Annotated in this window: 13 protein-coding genes; 5 read left to right on the top strand and 8 right to left on the bottom strand. The window is 61.3% G+C overall.

All coding sequences use genetic code 11. The features are described from left to right. Positions 1-104 precede the first annotated feature (104 nt). Positions 105-1,517 carry an aspartate aminotransferase family protein gene (locus tag RYC18_RS21010; RefSeq protein WP_044320822.1) on the top strand — a complete coding sequence of 471 codons (1,413 nt, stop codon included), beginning with the start codon at positions 105-107 and terminating at the stop codon, positions 1,515-1,517. 81 nt (positions 1,518-1,598) lie between these two features. After that, entirely contained in the window at positions 1,599-1,817 is a 219-nt protein-coding gene (locus RYC18_RS21015; protein WP_122693768.1) for an MbtH family protein, read from the top strand. Positions 1,818-2,041: 224 nt separating this feature from the next. Here RYC18_RS21015 and RYC18_RS21020 read toward each other — a convergent pair whose 3' ends face one another. Genes RYC18_RS21020 through RYC18_RS21055 form a run of 8 tightly spaced genes read right to left on the bottom strand, consistent with a single transcriptional unit; the run spans position 2,042 to position 8,245 of the window. After that, positions 2,042-2,959 carry a metal ABC transporter substrate-binding protein gene (locus RYC18_RS21020; RefSeq protein ID WP_005782918.1) on the bottom strand — a complete coding sequence of 306 codons (918 nt, stop codon included), beginning with the start codon at positions 2,957-2,959 and terminating at the stop codon, positions 2,042-2,044. Continuing rightward, positions 2,960-3,859, bottom strand: a complete 900-nt coding sequence (locus RYC18_RS21025) for a metal ABC transporter permease (protein WP_316886700.1) — start codon at positions 3,857-3,859, stop codon at positions 2,960-2,962. It abuts the gene before it with no gap. Continuing rightward, on the bottom strand, positions 3,859-4,623 hold the full coding sequence (locus tag RYC18_RS21030; protein WP_005746819.1) for a metal ABC transporter ATP-binding protein: 765 nt from the start codon (positions 4,621-4,623) through the stop codon (positions 3,859-3,861). Before RYC18_RS21030 ends, RYC18_RS21025 begins: the two co-directional genes overlap by 1 nt. Then, positions 4,620-5,552 carry a metal ABC transporter substrate-binding protein gene (locus tag RYC18_RS21035; RefSeq protein ID WP_004660181.1) on the bottom strand — a complete coding sequence of 311 codons (933 nt, stop codon included), beginning with the start codon at positions 5,550-5,552 and terminating at the stop codon, positions 4,620-4,622. The genes RYC18_RS21030 and RYC18_RS21035 overlap by 4 nt, the downstream gene beginning before the upstream one ends. 35 nt (positions 5,553-5,587) lie before the next feature. Beyond that, complete coding sequence (locus RYC18_RS21040; protein ID WP_316886701.1) at positions 5,588-6,154, bottom strand: DUF6162 family protein; 567 nt, start codon at positions 6,152-6,154, stop codon at positions 5,588-5,590. Further along, positions 6,151-6,483 carry a hypothetical protein gene (locus RYC18_RS21045; RefSeq protein WP_004664615.1) on the bottom strand — a complete coding sequence of 111 codons (333 nt, stop codon included), beginning with the start codon at positions 6,481-6,483 and terminating at the stop codon, positions 6,151-6,153. Before RYC18_RS21045 ends, RYC18_RS21040 begins: the two co-directional genes overlap by 4 nt. Next, positions 6,480-7,022, bottom strand: a complete 543-nt coding sequence (locus RYC18_RS21050) for a hypothetical protein (RefSeq protein ID WP_044320815.1) — start codon at positions 7,020-7,022, stop codon at positions 6,480-6,482. Before RYC18_RS21050 ends, RYC18_RS21045 begins: the two co-directional genes overlap by 4 nt. Beyond that, the gene (locus tag RYC18_RS21055; RefSeq protein ID WP_002552924.1) at positions 7,019-8,245 is read right to left on the bottom strand and encodes a PepSY-associated TM helix domain-containing protein; all 1,227 of its coding nucleotides are present in this window, start codon (positions 8,243-8,245) and stop codon (positions 7,019-7,021) included. Before RYC18_RS21055 ends, RYC18_RS21050 begins: the two co-directional genes overlap by 4 nt. Positions 8,246-8,541: 296 nt before the next feature. Between RYC18_RS21055 and RYC18_RS21060 the strand changes: the two genes are divergently transcribed. The 3 genes from RYC18_RS21060 (at position 8,542) to RYC18_RS21070 (ending at position 21,222) form a co-directional block, all read left to right on the top strand. Then, positions 8,542-9,519, top strand: a complete 978-nt coding sequence (locus tag RYC18_RS21060) for a TauD/TfdA family dioxygenase (protein WP_005746825.1) — start codon at positions 8,542-8,544, stop codon at positions 9,517-9,519. 355 nt (positions 9,520-9,874) lie between these two features. Continuing rightward, positions 9,875-13,285 (top strand): amino acid adenylation domain-containing protein, encoded by a 3,411-nt coding sequence (locus tag RYC18_RS21065; RefSeq protein ID WP_316886702.1) that lies wholly within the window; start codon positions 9,875-9,877, stop codon positions 13,283-13,285. Further along, on the top strand, positions 13,282-21,222 hold the full coding sequence (locus RYC18_RS21070; protein ID WP_147232469.1) for a non-ribosomal peptide synthetase: 7,941 nt from the start codon (positions 13,282-13,284) through the stop codon (positions 21,220-21,222). The genes RYC18_RS21065 and RYC18_RS21070 overlap by 4 nt, the downstream gene beginning before the upstream one ends. Position 21,223: the final 1 nt, after the last annotated feature.

The following is a 21,223-nucleotide window of genomic DNA, read 5'->3' on the forward strand; positions in this document are numbered from 1 at the left end:
CGCAGCTCGCTGGCGCGTTTTCAAGGGAAGGAATAAACGCCTGAGCCCGCATGGCCAACCGTCATGCATCAGGTCATTCAACCAGCGTATTGAGGGTTGCACAGATGTCAGTTGCTACCAGGCTTATCGATGATCAGTTGACACGGGTTGCCCCGGCAGCGGCTGAAACGCTCTACCAATTCGAAGAGTCGCCATTGCTGGCGCGGCAAAATCGCCAGGAATCCAATGCGCGCAGTTACCCGCGGCGTATCCCGCTGGCGCTCAAGCGAGCCAAGGGCATTCACGTCGAGGACGTCGAAGGGCGGCGCTTCATCGATTGCCTGGCAGGCGCGGGCACGCTGGCGTTGGGGCATAACCATCCAGTGATCATCGAAGCGATTCAGCAGGTGATCAGTGATGAGTTGCCGCTGCACACCCTGGACCTGACCACACCAGTCAAAGACCAGTTCGTTCAGGACCTGTTCGGCCTGCTGCCGCAACAACTGGCCGATGACGCGAAGATACAGTTCTGTGGCCCGACCGGTACCGATGCAGTGGAAGCCGCGCTGAAACTGGTACGCACTGCCACTGGACGCAGCACGGTGCTGTCGTTTCAGGGCGGTTATCACGGCATGAGCCAGGGCGCGTTGAGCCTGATGGGCAGCCTGGGGCCGAAAAAGCCGCTCGGCGCGTTGCTCGGCACAGGCGTGCAGTTTTTGCCTTACCCCTATGATTACCGCTGCCCGTTCGGGCTCGGCGGCGAACAGGGCGTGCGCGCCAACCTGCATTATCTGGAGAACCTGCTCAACGACCCGGAAGCCGGTGTGCAGTTGCCTGCAGCGGTCATTCTTGAAGTGGTGCAGGGCGAGGGCGGGGTCATTCCTGCTGACCTGGACTGGTTGCGCGGCGTGCGGCGTATTACTGAAAAGGCCGGTGTGGCGCTGATTGTCGATGAAATCCAGAGCGGTTTTGCCCGCACCGGCAAGATGTTCGCCTTCGAACACGCCGGGATTATCCCGGACGTCGTGGTCATGTCCAAAGCCATCGGCGGCAGCCTGCCGCTGGCGGTGGTGGTCTATCGTTCATGGCTCGACACCTGGCTGCCAGGTGCCCACGCAGGAACTTTCCGTGGCAACCAGATGGCGATGGCTACCGGTTCGGCGGTAATGCGCTATCTTCAGGAACACAATATTTGCGAGCACGCGACGGCGATGGGCGCGCGTCTGTCCAGGCACTTGCATGCCTTGCAGCGTGACTTCCCGCAACTGGGCGATATTCGCGGGCGCGGGCTGATGCTGGGTGTCGAATTGGTCGATCCGGCCGGTACGCGCGATGCGCAGGGTCATCCGCCGGTATTTGCCCGTCTGGCCCCGCTGGTCCAGCGCGAATGCCTCAAGCGCGGGCTAATTCTGGAACTGGGTGGTCGACACGGCAGCGTGGTGCGCTTCCTGCCACCGCTGGTGATCACCGCCGAGCAGGTCGACGAAGTGGCCGAAATCTTTGGTCGCGCACTCAACGCCGCTGTCGCACAGCTTTAATTTTTCGACGTAGCGATACGTTCAATCCCTATAGCTGCTATGAATTGGCACAGCAGCACTGAACCAACACGGAGAGCAGCAATGACTTCAGTATTCGATCGGGAAGACATCGTCTTTCAAGTTGTGGTCAACCACGAAGAACAGTATTCGATCTGGCCCGACTACAAAGCCGTCCCCAACGGCTGGCGCACCGTTGGCAAAAGCGGCTTCAAGAAAGAGTGCCTGGCCTACATCGAAGAAGTCTGGACCGACATGCGCCCCCTGAGCCTGCGCCAGAAAATGGAAGCGCAGACGGCCTGATTGGCTGGTAGGCCAACCAGGCTATCGTGCGACGCTCCGCGTCGTCATGCCGTTCGGGACGCTCCGCGTCCTCTTTGCGACGCAGAGCGTCGCGACCTGCATTCCCACGCTGGAGCATGCGGAACGATAATCTCAACTATCGTGCCGATGCTCCGCGCGGCTATCGTGCGACGCAGAGGTTCGCGACCTGCATTCCCCACGCTGGAGCGTGAGCAACGATAAGCTCACCCCTTGCCAGCCAGCACCTCGATAACCCCCTGAATATCCCCCTGCAACTCCGCCAGCGGATCAGCGCCATCAATCCCCAGCACCAGCAACGTGCTGCCTGCCGCTTCAATTGCAGACTTCACCGCTTCTGGCGGCTGACGATGATCAAGCACCAGCGCCACGTCGTTATCCTTGAGGGTCGCGCTCAGTTTGCTCAATGCCTCGGGCGTCCACTGTTCGTCGGTCAGCACCAGGCTGTCGATCAGCTCCAGATTCAGCCCGCTGATCAGGTAGCCGAAGCGGTCTGACAAACTCACCACACTTAAATTGTCGGCACCGGCCAGTGCCGCTTCGCTGCTGGCACTCAGCTTGAGCAGTTGCTGCTTGAACGCCGCCAGATTGGCCTCGATCTTCGGCTTCGCACTCGGTGCCAGGCGCACCAGGTCCGCCGCCAGCACATCGGCCATGCGCCCCATGTTGTTGCTCGCCAGCCACGGCTGACTGTTCAGCCCGTCAGTGCCCTGGCCCGGCTGCACGGCAATCCCCGGTAAACCACCGTCCACCGGGCGGGCTGCATCAATTTCGACGATGCGAATATTGCTGCGGCGTGCGTTCGGGTAAAGCGGGTCATCGGCCCAGATCGACCGCAAGCCGATTACCGCATCGGCGTTGTTCGCCAAGCCGCGCAATGCATCGGCACCGCGCCCTGTGAAGTAAGCAGTCTGGCGCGAGCCGGGCAGGTTGGCCGCGGCAGCGCGTTCCAGCATGACACCGCTGTCCTTGAGCAGAATTTCCCCCAGCCCGTAGGTAATCGGCAGGCTGGCCAGCACCCGTACCGGTTGAGCGCTGTCGGCTTTGGCGTCGGCGGCATACAGGCTGTTGCTGAACAGGCCGGTCATGGCCAGCGCCAGGGTCAATGTACGTAAAGTAGGCATTTATCCAATATTCCCTTTCAGGCCGGGCAGCGTGCCGCGGGCGATGGCGGCCAGGGCAAAGGCAACGCCAGCCACCAGAATGATCGCCGCGCCGGACGGCACAGGCAGGTCGAAGACGATAGGCAGCAGAATGCCGCACAGGGTGCTGACGGTTGCGATGGCCACTGAAATCCAGAAAAAGCCTTTCAGCGACTGGCTCAACAGGCGTGCCGCCGCCGCTGGAATCACCAGCAACGCACCGACCAGAATCGCGCCGATGACTTTCACGGCGGCAACGGTGATCAGTGTGACCAGAATCACGAACAGGTAATCCAGCGCCTTCACTGCCACGCCGCGCACCGCAGCCAGTTGCGGATTGAAGCTGGCCAGCATGATGCGGTTGTATAACGGCAGGCTCAGGCCCATGACCAGCGAACCAACGATCAGCAACACCAGCAGGTCATTGCCGTTGACAGTCAGTACCGAGCCGAACAGCACGTTTTCCAGAATGTGCACGTTGATCTTGCCGGCCAGCACCAGCAGCAGGCTTGCGCCGAGCGCAAGGGACACCGAGAGGAACACGCCAATCAGCGTGTCCGGTGCCAGTCCGGTGCGGTTGCGCAGGTAGTTGAGGACGATACCGAACAGCAGGCAATAGCCGAACAGCGCGCCATAAGGCCCGGTGTACGGCTCACCGAGCAGAATACCGATGGCCACGCCGGTCAGTGCCGCATGGCCCACCGCTTCGGAGAAGAACGCAAAGCGCTTGACCACCACCAGCGTGCCCAGACCGCCCAGCACCGGGCCGATCAACAGGCCCGCAAGCAGGGCGTTGACCACAAAGCCATAGGCCAGCGCTTCGGGCAGATAGCCGGATGAGGCGAGGCCCTGAATGAACAGACGAAACGTTTCGTAATCCATCACGCGGCGCTCCCGTTAACAGCATCAGCAGTGCGCGGATGAGCAGAAAACAACGTCAGCAGGCGTTCCGGCGTCAGTGCCGTGGCGGCAGGCTCGTCGAACAATACGCGGCGATTGAGCCCGGTCACCTGATCCGCCAGCCGCCGTACTGCATCCAGATCGTGCTCGATCCACAGCACGGTGATACCGCTTCGGCGCCAGTCACCGAGCAGGCGCTCGAAGACTTGAATCCCTGCTTCATCCAGAGCCGACATCGGCTCATCCAGCACCAGTAATTGCGGCGCAGGAATCAGCCCCTGCGCCAGCAGCACGCGCTGCCGTTCACCACCGGACAACGCGCCCATGCGCCGCTTGCGCTTGTCCTGCATGCCGACCCGTTCCAGCGCATCGCCAATTGCTGCCGCGTAGTGTTTCGACAAGCCCATAAACGCCGGGCGTCGTTGGCACATGGCAGCCATGAAATCGTCGACGGTCATCGGCAAGCCGCGATCGAACTCCAGCGCCTGCGGCACATAGCCAATCAGGCCCGGCGCGGCAGGCCATTGCAGGCTCAATTGGCCTTGATGCGGTGTCTGCCCGAGCAGGGTCTTGATCAGCGAGCTTTTGCCGCCGCCGTTCGGCCCTACCAGCGCGTGTACGCTGCCAGCGCGCACGTTGAAATGCACGCGGTCGAGAATCGTTGTGCGGCCCAGGGTCAGGCTCACCTGGTTGAACTCGATGCCTGGCCCCTGGCTGACGATGTCGAGGTTCTGCGCGACAGTCATGTGCCCGACTCCTGAATGGCCCGCACCACGGTGTCGAGGTTGCCGGCCATTTCCTTCTCGTACTTGTCGGCGGTGTATTCGCCATAGGAAATGTGCGACAGCGGGTACAGCTTGACCCCGGATTCACGCTGGATGGTGTCGACGTAAGTGGACGGGAAATCCATCTCCGAGAAGATCACCTTCACATCCAGTTCGCGCAGTTGGTCGATGGTCTTTTTCAACTGGCTCGGGCTGGGCTCGATGCCATGTGCCGGTTCCACCACTGCTGTCACTTCCAGGCCGAATTCACGCAGCAGGTAGTCGTAGGCGGCGTGTACCGTGGCCACGCGCAGGTCGGCGTTGGGGGCCTTGGTCAGTTTGGCGAGGGCGTCGGCGCGCATCTGCCGCAGTCGCTTGCCATAGGCGCGGGCGTTGGCGGTGTAGGTTTTGGCGTTGTCCGGGTCCAGCTTGCCCAGCTCGCGGGCGATGTTGTTGACCTGGGCGATGGACGCGCTGATCGACAGAAAGGTGTGCGGGTTGACCACCTTGCCTGCGCCGCGTGCTGCAACCCCGGTGGCGGCCAGCAACGGCACGTCGGCGTTGGCTTCAATGGTCTTGATGTTCGGCGTTTCACTGGCGGCGATCATGCGGTCGGCGAAATCGTCGTGGCCGACGCCATTGAGCACGATCACGTCCAGCGAACCGATGCGCTTGATGTCCTCGGCGCGCGGTTCGTAGGCATGCGGGTTGAAACCGGCCGGGATCAGCGGCACGACGTCGGCCTTGTCACCGACAATATTGCTCACGTAGCTGTAATACGGGTGCAGCGTGATGCCGATGCGCAGGCGCTTGGCCGGGTCGGCGGCGTAGCTGGACGGTGCCAGCAGGGCGGCAAACAACCCTGCCAACAGGACGCGCAGCAAGGGACGGCGTTTGAATGAAATAGGCATGGGCAAGCGGTCTTCTTTCAAAGGAATGCGAAGTTTCAGTGTGGGTGCTGACGGGTTACGCCAGCATCGAATTGCGCGACGACCTGTTTCCAGCCCGCGTCGACCAGGGCTTTGTCGCCGAGGTCGCTGACAGGTGCGATCGAGGCGCTGCGGTTGATCCAGATGTCAGGCTGGTTGTCCGAATCGATGCGCATCAGAAACGAGCCGGCCACGTTCGGCGTCTGGCTCAGGCCCAGATAGGACTGCTCGAACATTTGCCACTCGTGACCGCCACGGCTCACCGAACTGGCGTCCTGGGCGAACGGCGCAAAGCCCTCGTCACCCAGTTGTTGCGGGGTAACAGGGGTTTGCTGTTCGGTTGCCAGCAGGCGAATTTCGTCGAGGGTCACGCGCAGGTCGGCGTAGATGCCTTGTTCGGCAGCGGTCAGGTCTCGTCGCGCATCAAGTTGATGGCTGGCAAGGCTGTGTGTTTCCTGAGTATCACGGTACAGGCTGACGACTCCGGCCGCGACGCCGAGGATCAGCAGGCACAGCAGCAGGACGTACAGGGTTTCATGCCCGGCGCCGGCCGGGCGGACGATTTGTCGGGTTGGCGCACTCATGGGCTGGGGATGTCCGCCTGATCGATTTCCACCACATGGCCGGGGCCGGCATCGAACAGCACATAGAACTCGGAAGCCGGACGCTTGAAGGTCACGGTCGAATCCTCACCCAGCTTGCCGGGTACCAGAATGGTTTCGTCATAGCCGATCACGTCGAGGGTCACGCCCGGCGCACCACTGCCGTCGGAAAAACCTCCGGTGCAGCGAATCTGCTCGTTGTCGATCTGTTTGCATTCGCACATCGGGTTGTGCGCCAGTGCGTTGCCACTCAAGCCAAGCAGGCACAGGGCACTGGCCGTCAGCCAGCGCAGGGAAGGGCGGGCACTCATGGTTTGGCTCCTTGTTTTTTCAGCCACGCCACGGTGGTGGGCGAAGCCTGTTGCAGCGGGATGGAAGTCTGATGCACGGCGCCGTCCCAGCCTTCCATGGTGATCCATAGGTCTGAGTCGGCGCTGGTGTTTTCGGGAATCTGCATGAACGCACTCATGCGGTAGCCACCGCCAAAGAAAATAACCCCGGCGGTGCGCAGACTGCGTGGTTTGCCGATGCGCAGGTAAGTGGCCTTGACCCGGTCGATGCAGGCGTTGCACAGCGCGGCATTGAAGCTTTTCATGTAGCCCGACGGGCCGGACAGGCGCGGGGCTTCGTTACGGTCTTCGGCCAGACGCAGGCTCCACGGGCCGACCTGAATCTCGCCGACGTCGCGTTGGCCAAGGCCCTGATCGCCGCGATCCAGCGCGTTGTCGGAGAAGTACTTGGGCATGAAGCCCAGCGGAATCAGCACCAGCAGCACGTTGATGTGGAAGCGCCATCTGTGCCAGAAACGACTCAGCGACGATGCAGGTTGTGCAACAGCGGCCTTGCTCACAGGCTGTTCTCCGGGGTGCGGGTCGCCAGTGGCGAGCGGGTGGTGTCCGGAGTCGATGCCGGGGTGAAGGTGGCCGGGCTGGTTCTGGACTCACGCTTGAGGGCATTGAGCGTCGCCAGCGCGGTGCGCTTGCTCCAGATCAGCAACCCGCTGAGCACCATCATGCTCAACAGCAGGCCGAAGAACGCCCAGATCAGCTTGATCCAGATACCGCCGAAGTCGCCGGTGTGCAGTGGGCGCATGGATTCGGTGACGAACTCCAGCTTGTTGCGGTCCGACAACAGGTGTGACGCTGCGATTTCGCCACTGTACGGGTTGATTTCGGCGGTCTGAAACATCAGCGGATACCAGCTGCGCCCGCCAACCTGCATGTTGCTGTAGGCATTGAAGGGCGGCGTTATGAAGCTTGCTTCAAGACCTGGAATTCGCTCCTTGGCGATTTCCACGGCCTTTTCCAGACTGATGGTCGGTGCCGGGCGGCCGTCGGCAGTCAGCGGCACGGCGCTGTGTGGAATGATCGAGGCAACCTGGGATTTGCTCGAGATACTGATCTGGTTATCGCCAAGAATTGCCTGAATCAAAAACCACGTGCCGGTGATGGAAATCACCGCAATGAACCAGATCGACCACACGCCGCTGAGGCGATGCAGGTCGCCCCAGAAAATCCGCGGGCCCTGGCTGAAGCGTACCGGCTTGAAAAAGCCGCGCCAGAATTTCTTGTAGACCACCAGCCCGGTCACCAGCGACGCGAGCAAGGGCAGGCCGAGAATCGACACCAGGTACCAGCCCCACGAATAGCCATTGGTGAACGGCACCAGCCACCAACCGTGCAGCGCGCGGGTGAAGCGGCGGAAGTCGAACGACGGCGTGAGGCCCTGAATCACCCCGGTGTAAGGGTTGACGTAAGCCGGCACCGAGCGGCCGTCCGGGTAGGTGACGAACACGCTCAGGGCGAAGTAATCGCCGTCAGGCTGCATGATCGTACCGACGATGAGGTCCGGCTCGTTGCGCTCGATGGTTGCGCGAATCTGCTCGAAGCTCATGCGTTGGGCGTCGTCGGAGGGGCGGTTGTCACGCATCTCCGGGTTGGCCAGCCACATGATTTCCTTGCTGATGACCGCCAACGTGCCGGTCACACAGACGATCAGCACAAAAAACCAGATGGGCAGGGCAAGCCAGCTGTGGACGAGAAACCAGATTTTTGAACGGGACTTCTTCGACATGGATAAACAATCTCGATTCACGATGTAAAGCAGCCGCAAAGCGACTCCTTCTGTCTGTACGCGCGGGCGATATAAAGCCTCGCATTCAATTAAAGACGAATGAGAATGAGATTCCTGTAGGAATATTTTGCGTTTAAATGAAAAAAATTGTTTCAGAGCTACCGGAATCCCCCGTATGGCACAGGAAAAGGGCTTGGACGGCTAATTTTCTCGTGGCGAAGTACGTTCAATCTGGACATTGGTGTTGCGCCAGGCCGCAGGGGCTCGGGCGCTTTTGCCATCAAGGGAGAGACATCATGAGTCATGCGTTGAGTTTGGATATCCGGCCGCTGCTTGCAGGGGCGGGCAGCTTGCCCATGCTGGTACAGGCACCCGAGCCCGGTCTGGACTTGATGGAAGCGCTGGGCGAACTCAAGCCACTGGTGGCCGCGCACCTGTACAGCGCGGGCGGCATTCTGTTTCGCGGCTTCGACGTCGGCGGTGCGGAAGCGTTTCGTGAGTTCGCTGCCGGTTTCGGCGATCCGCTGCTCAACTACGAGTTTGGTTCTACGCCGCGCAGTAACGTGACCAAGGGTGTGTACACCTCCACCGAATACCCGGCGCATCAGAGCATCCCGTTGCACAACGAGCAGGCCTACACGCTGGACTGGCCGATGAAGATCTGGTTCTACAGCATGATCGCGGCGCAGACCGGTGGCGAAACGCCGATTGCCGACAGCCGTGAGATCTACCGGCGCATTCCGGCGCGTATTCGTGATCGCTTCATCGAAAAGAAGCTGATGTACGTGCGTAACTACGGCAACGGGCTCGATGTGGAATGGAGTCAGGTGTTCAACACCGAAGATGAGTCCGTGGTCGAAGCCTACTGTCGGGCGCACAACATCGAGTGCGAATGGAAAGACGACGGCGAACTGCGCACCCGGCAGATCTGCCAGGCTGTGTCCCGCCATCCAGTGACCGGCGATACCGTCTGGTTCAATCAGGCGCACCTGTTTCACATCTCCAACCTGCAACCGGAAGTGCGCGAAACCCTCCTGGATGTCGTGGATGAAGAAGACCTGCCGCGCAATGTTTACTACGGCGACGGCTCACCCCTCGAAGAAAGCCTGCTGGACGAGATTCGTGGCGTGCTCGACGACTGCACCGTCAGCTTCCCATGGCTGGAAAACGACGTACTGATGCTCGACAACATGCTCACCGCCCACTCCCGCGCACCGTTCACCGGCAAACGCAAAGTGGTGGTGGCCATGGCGCAGGGGCATTCGGATAAGTAGTTGTTTATTGATTTCCGTGCCAACGCTCCGCGCCAGCGTTATACCCCGGTCCTGCAGAACTCAAGTAATCGTGCTTTTGTGGGAGCGGACTTGTCCGCGAAGACGGTAGTTCAGCCGGTACATTTTTGGAGAATGTACCTGCCCTTTCGCGAACAAGTTCGCTCCCACAAGGTTTTAACTACCGTGCGATGCTCCGCTTAGGCATGCAGTTCTGGACGCTCTGCGTCATCGCTTGAGTGTGCGATGCAATGCAGAGCACCAGCCTTGAGAAACCTTTCTAAATATTTCCCCGCCAATTCGTTCTTGTTGATACGACCCCGCCCGACGGTCAGCCCCATTCAGCAAGGATCGACCCATGAACCCCGAACACGCCCAGAAACTCGCTCGTCGTTTTGTCGAGTTGCCCCTTGAAAAACGTCGTCTGTTTCTCGATGGCATGCGCAAGGAGAACATGGATTTCTCGCTGTTCCCGATCCCTTCCTGCGCAGGGCTGGCCGAGCGTGACGGGCTGTCTTATGCCCAGCAACGCATGTGGTTTCTCTGGCAACTGGACCCGCACAGCGCAGCCTACAACCTGCCGATGTCGGTGTGCCTGAATGGCCCGCTGGAGCTGCCGTTGCTGGAGCGAGCCTTCAGTGCGCTGGTCGAGCGGCATGAAAGTCTGCGCACCACCTTCGGTCAGGACGGCGACCGGGCGTTTCAGCGTGTTGCGCCGCCGACACCCGTCAGCATCCGTCTGATCGACCTGAGCCAGCAGCCTTGCGAACAGCGCTGGGCGAGTGCGCGGCAGGCGATGGCCGAACAGTCGGCGAAGACCTTCGACCTGCAGCGCGGGCCATTGTTTACCGTGCAGGTATTGCGCCTCGCCGAACAGGAACACCTACTGCTGCTCAACCTGCACCACATGATCACCGACGGTTGGTCGATGAACGTGCTGATCGACGAATGGCTGCGCGGCTATGATGCGCTGCTGGCTGGTAAACCGCTGCCTTTTCAGCCGCTGCCTGTGCAGTACCGCGACTATGCGCTGTGGCAACGCAGCTGGCTGGAGGCTGGCGAACAGGAACGTCAGCTGGATTACTGGCGCAGCCATCTGGGCGAAGAGCACCCGGTACTGGAGCTGCCCACAGACCGCCCGTACCCGGCACTGCCCAGCCATGATGGCGCGCGCCTGGAACTGGCGCTGGAGCCCGAGCTGCTGCGCAACCTGAAAAACCTCGCGCAACGTCAGGGCGTGACTCTTTTCGTCGTGTTGTTGGCAACCTTCAAAAGCTTGCTGCACCGCTACAGCGGGCAGACCGACATTCGTGTCGGCGGCCTGATCGCCAACCGCACCCGAAGCGAAACCGAAGGGCTGATCGGCTGTTTTATCAACACCCAAGTGCTGCGCAGTGAAGTGACGGCGCAGACGCGCTTTATCGATTTGCTGCACACCGTGCGCAATGCCTCGACCGGTGCTCAGGCGCATCAGGAGTTGCCGTTCGACGCGATCATCGACGCCTTGCAACCCGAGCGCAGCCAGAGCCACAACCCGCTGTTTCAAGTGATGTTCAACCACCAGCCGGTGGTTGCCGACCTGCTGGACAAACAATTGAGCGGCGGCCTGCGCGTGGCCAATCTGCCTGCCGAGCAACAGGCACTTGCCCAGCGTTCGCACGCCGCGGCCAGTGATCTGATGCTTGCCACCAGCGGCGAAGGCGAGCAGCTGAACGCCGCTTTTACCTACGCCACCGATATTTTCGACCAGGCGACCATCGCTCGTCTGGCCGCACATTGGCGCAACCTGCTGGCGTCGGTCTGTGCCGACCCGCTGCAAACCGTTGCCGAACTGTCGATGCTGTCGACCGATGAGCGCGCTCAGTTGCTGGATATCGACAGCGCAGCCAAAGCCGACACCACAACCCCCGCGCATCGCCAGTTCGAAGCGCAAGTGCAGCGCACACCTAGCGCCCCGGCATTGATCCTCGCCCGTGAAGGCCAGGCGCCCAGCCTGAGTTACACCGAACTGAATGAGCGCAGCAACCGTCTGGCCTGGCAACTGCGTGAGCAAGGCGTCGGCCCGGACGTGCTGGTCGGCGTGGCGCTGGGCCGTTCGCTGGACATGCCCGTCGCGCTGCTGGCGGTGCTCAAGGCAGGCGGTGCCTATGTGCCGCTGGACCTGAGCGCGCCGAGCGAGCGTCTACGTCATGTGCTGCAGGACAGCGGCCTGAAACTGCTGCTGACCCACAGCCAGCAAAAGACGACGCTGCCTGAGCTGGCGGGTATTCAGTGCCTGTGCATCGATCAGATGAGCAGTGCGGCAGCCAGCCCGCAAAACCCGGACATTGCCGTTGATCCGGCCAATCTGGCCTACGTGATCTACACCTCGGGCTCTACCGGTCGGCCAAAAGGCGTGGCGATCAGTCATGGCGCGCTGGCCGAATTTGTAACGTTGGGCGCGAACTACAGCGGCCTGCGCGAAGGCGACCGGGTCCTGCAATTTGCCACCCATAGCTTCGACGGCTTCGTCGAGCAGTTCTACCCACCGCTGTGTCGCGGCGCGGCCGTGGTCTTGCGTGACAAGCGTTTGTGGGACAGCACCACCTTCCATCAAGCCATTGTCGAGCACGGCGTAACCCTGGCTGACCTGCCTGCGGCCTACTGGCTGACACTGGTTCAGGATTTTGCCGCCAGCCCGCCTGCGCACTATGGCGCGCTGCGGCAGATTCACGTCGGCGGCGAGGCGATGGCTGTCGAAGGTCTGCGCCTGTGGCACAAGGCCGGGCTCGGGCACGTGCGCCTGCTCAACACCTATGGGCCGACCGAAGCCACGGTGGTGTCGAGCATTCACGATTGCAGTGCACTGACTGCGGAACAGGTGTCGTGGCGCGGTGTGCCGATTGGCAGAGCTCTGGCGGGACGACGGCTGTACGTGCTCGACGATCAACTGAATCTGCTGCCGCAGGGCGCAGTGGGCGAGTTGTATATCGGCGGCCCCGGTCTGGCGCGGGGTTATAACGCCCAGCCCGGCCTGAGCGCCGAGCGTTTCGTGGCGGATCCGTTCGTGCCCGGTGAGCGCCTGTATCGCACCGGTGACCGCGCCAGGCTGCGCGCTGACGGCGCTGTCGAGTACATCGGACGGGTCGACCATCAAGTGAAAATCCGCGGTTTCCGTATTGAACTGGGCGAAATCGAATCGCGTCTGCAGCAATGCACAGGCGTGCGCGAAGCGGTGGTACTGGCTGTCGAGCTGGCGGGCAGCACGCAACTGGTCGCTTACGTGGTGCCGCAGGTCATGGCGAACGGCGATGCCGAGCAACTGGCGCTGCGCCAGGGCATCAAGAGCCAGTTGCAATCCAGCCTGCCGGATTACATGGTGCCGACGCATTTATTGCTGCTCCCGGAGTTGCCACTCACGCCCAGCGGCAAACTGGACCGCAAGGCACTGCCAGCGCCCGATTCAAGCCAGTTGCAGGCGCGTTATCGCGCGCCGCACAGCGATGTGGAAATCTGCCTCGCTGCTATTTGGCAAGAAGTCCTGCACGCACAGCAGGTCGGTCTGGATGATCACTTTTTCGAGCTGGGCGGCCATTCGTTGCTTGCCGCGCAAGTCATCGCCCGGATCAAGACGCGACTGGGCATCAGCCTGCCGTTGCGCACCCTGTTTGAAAAACCGCTGCTCAGCGATCTCGCCTTCGAAGTGGCCGCGCTGACCGACAACACAACGGATAACGACTGGAGCGACATGGACCAGTTCATGGACTCACTGGAGGAATTTGGCGCATGACCGGGACCACCGCTGCACGCATCGCGAAACGTTTTGTCGGCCTGCCGCTGGAACAACGCCAGCAGTTCCTCGCCCGCTTGCGCCAGGAAGGCAAGGATTTCAGCCTGTTGCCGGTACCGGTCAGCCGTCATGATTTCAGCGCGATTCCGCTGTCGTTCGCCCAGCAACGCCTGCTGTTCCTCTGGCAGCTCGACCCGCAGAGCGACGCCTACAAGATGACCACCGGCCTGCGTCTGCGAGGCCCGCTGAACGAGTCGGCATTGCGCCGCGCCTTTGATCATCTGATCGAGCGCCATGAGGTGCTGCGTACCGTGTTCCATACCGACGGTGATCAGGCGCAGCAAGTGCTGCTGCATGATCAGACCGTGGCGCTGGACAGCATTGATTTGTCCGGTCTGGCTGATGTCGAACTGCGCGATGCCGAACTGGCGTTGCGAGTTATTACCGTCACCAGCCAGCCGTTTGATTTGCGCACAGGCCCGTTGCTGCGTGCGCACCTGTTCCGTCTTGCCAGTGACGAGCATGTGCTGGTGGTGAGCATGCACCACATCGTCTCCGACGGCTGGTCGATGGACGTCATGATTCAGGAGTTCGTGCATTGCTATCAGGCGTATTGCGAAGGTCGCGAACCAGCGCTGCCAGAGCTGCCGCTGCAATACGCCGACTACGCTATCTGGCAGCGCAGCTGGCTGGAGGCGGGCGAGGGCGCGCGGCAACTGGATTACTGGCGCAGCCAGTTGGGTGACGAACAACCTTTGCTGGACGCCGCGCAGGATTTCCCGCGCCCGGTGACACAAAGCTATCAGGGCGAGCACCTGCGCTTTGATTTCGGCGCTGATCTGTCGCGCCAGCTCAACGCCTTTGCGCGCACGCAGGGCATGACCCTGTTCATGCTGGTGCTGGCCGGTTTTTCGCTGTTTCTGTCGCGCAAGGCCGGGCAGCGCGATATCCGCATCGGCGTGCCAAACGCCAACCGCGGTCGTGCTGAAACCGAAGGGTTGATCGGCTTCTTCATCAATACTCAGGTTTTGCGCTGCCAGGTGGACGAGCGCCTGAGCTACCTTGACCTGCTGGCGCAGATCCGTGACACCTCGTTCGGCGCGCAGGCCCATCAGGACGTACCCTTTGAGCAACTGGTCGATCAACTGGCACCCGAGCGCAGCCTGGGCCACAACCCGCTGTTTCAGGCCAAGTTCAACCAGAACGTAATTCTCAAACAGAAAACCGCGCTCAAGCTGGCCGGGCTGGAAGTCAGCGAATACGCCTTCGACAAGCAGGGCGCGCATTTCGATCTGGCGCTGGACATCACCGACGACGGCACGCTGATTCATGGCGACATGGCCTACGCCAGCGACCTGTATCGACGCGCCACCGTCGAAGGGTTCATTCCCGAAATGCTTGCGCTGTTCAAAACCCTGCTCGATGCGCCGCAGGCGCCGTTGTTCAGCCTCGGTGCACTGGCAATCGAGCCACCACGCGAAGTGCGCGAACCCGCGCCGCACATGCTTCAGCTATGGGGCCAACAGGTTGAACACCAGCCGCATGCACTGGCTGCCCAGTGTCTTGATCGCACCCTGACGACACTGGAGCTGGATCAGGCCGCCAATCAGCTGGCCCATCATCTGATCCGGATGGGTATTAGCGAAGGCCAGCCGGTTGCGGTGTTGATGGAGCGTTCGCTGGACTGGCTCACGGCGGTGCTGGCGATCTTCAAGGCCGGTGGTGTGTACATGCCGCTGGACGTCAAAGCCCCGGATGCGCGCCTGCAAAAGATGCTGAGCAACGCCCAGGCCAAAGTGCTGCTGTGCGCCGAAGGCGATGTGCGTCAGACGTCACTGGATGTTGCCGGTTGTGAGGGCCTGGCCTGGACACCTGCGCTGTGGCAGGACTTGCCGGTCAGTCGTCCTGATATCACGCTGTCAGCCGATTCAGCGGCTTACGTTATTCATACCTCCGGCTCCACCGGTCAGCCCAAGGGCGTATTGGTCAGCCAGGGCGCGCTGGCCTCTTACGTGCGTGGACTGCTGGAGCAGTTGCAACTGGCTCCCGAGGCGAGCATGGCGCTGGTCTCGACCATCGCCGCCGACCTTGGTCATACCGTGCTGTTCGGCGCGCTGTGTTCAGGACGCACGCTGCATGTGCTGACCGAGGCGCTGGGTTTCGACCCGGATGCCTTTGCGGCTTACATGGCCGAGCATCAGGTTGGCGTGCTGAAGATCGTGCCCGGTCATCTGGCCGCGCTTTTACAGGCCAGCCAGCCTGCCGATGTGTTGCCGCAGCATGCACTGATCGTCGGCGGCGAAGCCTGTTCGCCTGCGCTGGTCGAGCAGGTGCGTCAGCTCAAACCGGATTGCCGGGTGATCAACCACTACGGCCCGAGCGAAACCACAGTTGGCGTACTGACCCATGAATTGAAAGTGGACACGATTCCCTGTGGGAGCGAACTTGTTCGCGAAGAGGCCGGCACAGGCTTGCAAAAGGCTGAGGCCCTACCACCGCTTTCGCGAGCAAGCGAAGCGTCGCCCGGCTCGCTCCCACAAGGTTTATATCTATCCACTAAGGTGCCGGTCGGTGCGCCGTTGCCGGGGGCCAGTGCTTATGTGCTGGATGATGTGCTGAACCCTGTTGGCACTCAGGTGGCGGGCGAGCTGTACATCGGTGGCGACAGTGTCGCGCTGGGCTACATCGGTCAGCCTGCGCTGACCGCCGAGCGTTTCGTGCCGGACCCGTTTGCAGAGAATGGCGCACGCGCCTATCGCAGCGGCGACCGCATGCGGCGCAATCATCAGGGCCTGCTGGAATTCATCGGCCGTGCCGACGATCAAGTCAAAGTGCGCGGTTATCGTGTCGAGCCTGCCGAAGTGGCGCGGGTGCTGCTGAACCTGCCTTCGGTTGCGCAAGCCAGCGTGCTGGCATTGCCTGTCGATGAAGACGAATCGCGCCTGCAACTGGTGGCCTATTGCGTCGCGGCAGCCGGTGCCAGCCTGACCGTCGACAACCTGCGCGAGCAATTGGCTGCACGCTTGCCCGACTACATGGTGCCCGCTCAGATCATGCTGCTGGACAGCCTGCCGCTGACCGCCAACGGCAAGCTCGACAAGCGCGCCTTGCCCAAGCCGGGCGTGGTCAAACAGCGTTACACCGCGCCGGTCGGCGAGATCGAGGAAAAGCTCGCCGCCGTATGGGCTGACGTACTGAAACTGGAACAAGTCGGCAGCACCGACAACTTCTTCGAACTGGGCGGCGACTCGATCCTCAGCCTGCAGATCATCGCCCGCGCCAAGCGCCAGGGCATCAAGCTCAGCCCCAAGCAGTTGTTCGAAAAACAGACCATCAGCCAGTTGGCCTCGGTGGCAAAACTGATCCAGAAAAAGCCTGCTGCGCCGGTCGAACAGATCAGTGGTTCGCTGCCGTTGCTGCCGATTCAGGCGCGCTTCTTCGAACTGGACATTCCCGAGCGTCAGCACTGGAATCAGGCGCTGATGCTCAAGCCTTTGCAAACGCTGGATGCAATCCACCTTCAAGCTGCACTGACCGCGCTGATCGAACAGCACGACGCGCTGCGTCTGGGTTTCACCCAGCAAGACGGCCAATGGCAAGCCACATTCGGCGCGCTGAACACTCGCGACCTGCTGTGGATTCATGAGCTGGACAGCATCGAGCGCTTGCCTGAACTGGCCGACGAGGCGCAGCGCAGTCTTGACCTGAAAAACGGCCCGTTGCTGCGTGCGGTGCTGATCGACTTGCCGCAGGGCGAGCAGCGTTTGTTGCTGGTGATCCATCACTTGGTGGTGGATGGTGTGTCGTGGCGGGTGCTGCTGGAAGACTTGCAACAGGCTTACGTCGCCCTGACTAAGGGCCAGCTTGTGGCGTTGGCAGCGAAAACCACGTCGCTCAAGCATTGGGCCGAGCAATTGCAACAGCATGCGACCGGCGAAACGCTGACCGCCGAGCGCGATTACTGGCTACACGCTTTACAAGGCGCAGATCAACCGTTGCCGCGCGATAAGCCCGAAGGTTCGATGCGCAATCGCGATGCGGCCCATGCGTCATCCTGGTTGAGCAAGGACCTGACCCACAAACTGCTGAAAGTCGCACCTGCCGCGTACCGCACGCAAGTCAACGATCTGCTGTTGACCGCGCTGGCGCAAGTGTTGTGCGAGTGGAGTCAGCAGCCGTCGGTGCTGATCCAGCTGGAAGGGCATGGCCGCGAAGACTTGTTTGACGACACCGATCTCAGCCGTACCGTCGGCTGGTTCAGCAGCCTGTTTCCGGTTCGCCTCACGCCGCAAATCGCGCCGGGTGCGAGCCTGTGCGGGATCAAGGAACAACTGCGTGCCGTACCGAACAAAGGTATTGGTTACGGCGTATTACGTCATCTCGGCGAGCCGTCGTTTAAGCAACAATTGGCCGCCTTGCCGCAGGCACGAGTCACGTTCAATTACCTGGGCCAGTTCGACGGCAGCTTCAACGAACAACAAGGCGCGTTGTTCATGCCGAGTGCCGACAAAACTGGCACTGCGCTGTGCGAAGACGGCCCGCTGGGCAACTGGCTGAGCCTCAATGGTCAGGTGTTCGATGGCCAGCTGCAACTGGACTGGAGCTTCAGCCGTGAGGTGTACCACGCCTCGACCATCGATACCCTGGCGCGCCGCTACGAGCAGGCGCTGACCACGCTGATCGACCACTGCACCGTCGGGCATCAGGGCGTCACGCCGTCGGACTTCCCGCTGGCGCGCCTCACTCAAACGCAACTCGACGGCTTGCCGATTGCCGCGGGCGAGATCGAAGACATCTACCCGCTGTCGCCGATGCAGCAGGGCATGCTGTTCCACTCGCTGTTCGATGAGAGCGCGGGCAACTACATCAACCAGATGCGCGTGAGCATCAGCGGGCTGGATGTGCCGCGTTTCCATAACGCATGGCAATCAGCGGTGAACAACCACGAAGTGCTGCGTAGTTGTTTTATCAGCCAGAGCGAACAGTCACTGCAAGTCGTGCAACGTCAGGTCACACTGCCTTTTGTCGAGCTGGATGCGCGTGGCAAGCCGCAAAACTGGCTCGACGACTGGGCGCAGGCCGACCGTCAGCAGGGTTTTGATCTGGCGCACGGTCCGCTGTTGCGCCTGGCGGTAGTGCGCACTGGCGACGACGCGTGGCAGCTGGTCTACACCAGTCACCATATTTTGATGGATGGCTGGAGCAGCTCGCGGCTGCTGGGCGAAGTGCTGCAACGCTACAGCGGTGAGACGCCGCCGAAACAGGCGGGACGTTATCGCGATTACATCCAGTGGCTACAGGATCAGGACGCCGATGTCAGCGAGCGCTTCTGGACCGCAGAGCTGGCCGAACTGGACGAGCCGACCCGCTTGCTGCAAGCCTTCAAAACATCAACCGATCAGCAGGGCTATGGCGATTACATTCAGCTGATCGACGCCGACGGCACCCGGCGCTTGAGCGAGTTTGCCCGCGAGCAGCACGTGACCCTCAATACGCTGGTGCAATCCGCCTGGCTGTTGCTGCTGCAACGCTATACCGGTCAGTCCAGCGTGACCTTTGGTGCCACGGTGGCCGGGCGTCCGGCTGAATTGCCGGGCGTCGAGGAGCAACTGGGCCTGTTCATCAACACCTTGCCGGTGATCGCCAGCCCGCGTTCGGAACAGACCGTCGGCGACTGGGTGCAGCAGGTGCAGGCGAAGAACATTGCCCTGCGCGAGCATGAGCACACGCCGCTGTATGACATCCAGCGCTGGGCACGTAACAGTGGCGAGGCGCTGTTCGACAACATACTGGTATTCGAAAACTACCCGGTGTCCGAAGCCTTGCAGCGCGCGCCGGACGGTCTGACGTTCAGCGACCTGCGCAATCAGGAACAAGCGCATTACCCGCTGACCCTGGTGGTCGAGGCCAACGACGTGCTGTCGGTACGTTTCAGTTACGACCGGCAACACTTCAGTGCAGAAGGCATTCTGCAACTGGCGGCGCATTTCGATCACTTGCTGCAAAGCCTCAGTACATCCGCAACGGCACGTCTCGGCGAGCTGACCCTGCCGACTGCCTGGACGCAAAGCGTGCAGCATTACCCGACCGGGCAGTGCGCCCATCAACGTATCGAAACCCAGGCCGAGCGCACGCCGTTGGCCATCGCCCTGACTTTTGCTGGCGAGCAATTGAGCTATCAACAGCTCAACAGCCGCGCCAACCAACTGGCCCATAAACTGCGCGAGCAGGGCGTCGGCCCGGATGTTCGCGTGGGGCTGGCCGCTGAACGCAGTCTGGACATGATCGTAGGGATGCTGGCGATCCTCAAGGCCGGTGGTGCATACGTGCCGCTGGATCCGGATTACCCGCAGGATCGCCTGAGCTTTCTGATGCAGGACAGCGGTATCGAATTGTTGCTGAATCAAGCACATTTGTTGGGCCAACTGCCGATTCCTGCACATGTTCAGACACTGGATCTGGCGGATTCGCTGGACGGTTACAGCACCGAAAACCCGGTCAACCAGACCTCGCCGGACAACCTGGCCTACGTGATCTACACCTCCGGCTCGACTGGCAAGCCGAAAGGCACCTTACTCGCCCATCACAACCTGATGCGCCTGTTTGCCGCCACGAACGAGTGGTTTGCTTTCAACGAAAAGGACGTGTGGACGCTATTCCATTCCTTCGCCTTCGACTTCTCGGTGTGGGAAATCTTCGGCGCGCTGCTGCATGGCGGCCGACTGGTGATCGTGCCGCGCGAAGTGACCCGCTCGCCGGAAGAGTTTCATGCGCTGCTGGTTGAACAGCAGGTCACGGTGCTTAACCAGACGCCGTCGGCGTTCAAGCAGTTGATGCGTGTGGCGTGTGATTCGCCTGTGCCGATGTCACTGGAAAAAGTCATCTTCGGCGGCGAAGCGCTGGACGTGGCCAGCCTGAAGCCGTGGTTCGACCGTTTCGGCGATCAGGCAGCGCAGCTAATCAACATGTACGGCATTACCGAAACCACGGTTCACGTGACCTACAGGCCAATAACCGAGGCCGACACGCAAAACCCGGCCAGCCCGATTGGCGAGGCGATCCCGGATTTGTCGTGGTACGTGCTGGACGCTGATTTCAACCCGGTCGCCCAGGGTTGCAGCGGTGAACTGCACATCGGCCATGCCGGTCTGGCGCGCGGTTATCACAATCGCGCGGCGCTGACTGCCGAACGCTTCGTGCCGGACCCGTTCTCCAGCGACGGCGGTCGCCTGTACCGCACCGGCGACCTGGCCCGTTATCGCGCTGCCGGAGTGGTCGAATACGCCGGACGTATCGACCATCAGGTGAAGATTCGTGGTTTCCGCATCGAACTGGGTGAAATCGAAGCGCGGCTGCAAGCGCACCCGGCTGTACGCGAAGTGATCGTGCTGGCCGTGGACGGGCAATTGGCCGCGTATCTAGTCCCAGCCCAGCCTGATCAGGATCAGCAAAGCCTGCGCGAAGCGCTGAAAACCGAGCTCCGTGCGCATCTGCCGGATTACATGGTGCCGACGCATTTCATCGTCCTCGACAAGATGCCGCTGACCGCCAACGGCAAGCTGGACCGCAAGGCGCTGCCCGCGCCGGATGCCAGCCAGTTGCAGGCGGCCTACATCGCTCCGCAAGGCGAGCTCGAGCAGCAACTGGCGGCGATCTGGGCTGATGTGCTGAAGGTCGAGCAGGTCGGGCGTAGCGACAACTTCTTTGAGCTGGGCGGCCACTCGTTGCTGGCGGTACAGATGCTGGTGCGAGTGCGCGAGCAGTTGCAGCGCGAGGTCGGCCTCAAGGACCTGTTCGAACAGCCGGTGCTGGCGGACTTCTGCGCCACGCTGCACGAAAAAAATGGCGAAAGTGACCATGCGCTGGACGAATTGACTAAATCACTGGAGGCACTCAAACGTTTATCAGCGGAGGAAATTGATAATTTGATTGCTTAGC

The organism is Pseudomonas syringae group sp. 247E2 (assembly GCF_032587795.1).
Classification (GTDB): Bacteria; Pseudomonadota; Gammaproteobacteria; order Pseudomonadales; family Pseudomonadaceae; genus Aquipseudomonas; species Aquipseudomonas amygdali.

Coding starts and splice junctions, on each gene's coding strand:
- RYC18_RS21015 (WP_122693768.1), top strand. CDS start 1,599: ATGACTTCAGTATTCGATCGGGAAGACATCGTCTTTCAAGTTGTGGTC.
- RYC18_RS21070 (WP_147232469.1), top strand. CDS start 13,282: ATGACCGGGACCACCGCTGCACGCATCGCGAAACGTTTTGTCGGCCTG.
- RYC18_RS21025 (WP_316886700.1), bottom strand. CDS start 3,859: ATGGATTACGAAACGTTTCGTCTGTTCATTCAGGGCCTCGCCTCATCC.
- RYC18_RS21030 (WP_005746819.1), bottom strand. CDS start 4,623: ATGACTGTCGCGCAGAACCTCGACATCGTCAGCCAGGGGCCAGGCATC.
- RYC18_RS21060 (WP_005746825.1), top strand. CDS start 8,542: ATGAGTCATGCGTTGAGTTTGGATATCCGGCCGCTGCTTGCAGGGGCG.
- RYC18_RS21040 (WP_316886701.1), bottom strand. CDS start 6,154: ATGAGTGCGCCAACCCGACAAATCGTCCGCCCGGCCGGCGCCGGGCAT.
- RYC18_RS21035 (WP_004660181.1), bottom strand. CDS start 5,552: ATGCCTATTTCATTCAAACGCCGTCCCTTGCTGCGCGTCCTGTTGGCA.
- RYC18_RS21045 (WP_004664615.1), bottom strand. CDS start 6,483: ATGAGTGCCCGCCCTTCCCTGCGCTGGCTGACGGCCAGTGCCCTGTGC.
- RYC18_RS21065 (WP_316886702.1), top strand. CDS start 9,875: ATGAACCCCGAACACGCCCAGAAACTCGCTCGTCGTTTTGTCGAGTTG.
- RYC18_RS21010 (WP_044320822.1), top strand. CDS start 105: ATGTCAGTTGCTACCAGGCTTATCGATGATCAGTTGACACGGGTTGCC.
- RYC18_RS21020 (WP_005782918.1), bottom strand. CDS start 2,959: ATGCCTACTTTACGTACATTGACCCTGGCGCTGGCCATGACCGGCCTG.
- RYC18_RS21055 (WP_002552924.1), bottom strand. CDS start 8,245: ATGTCGAAGAAGTCCCGTTCAAAAATCTGGTTTCTCGTCCACAGCTGG.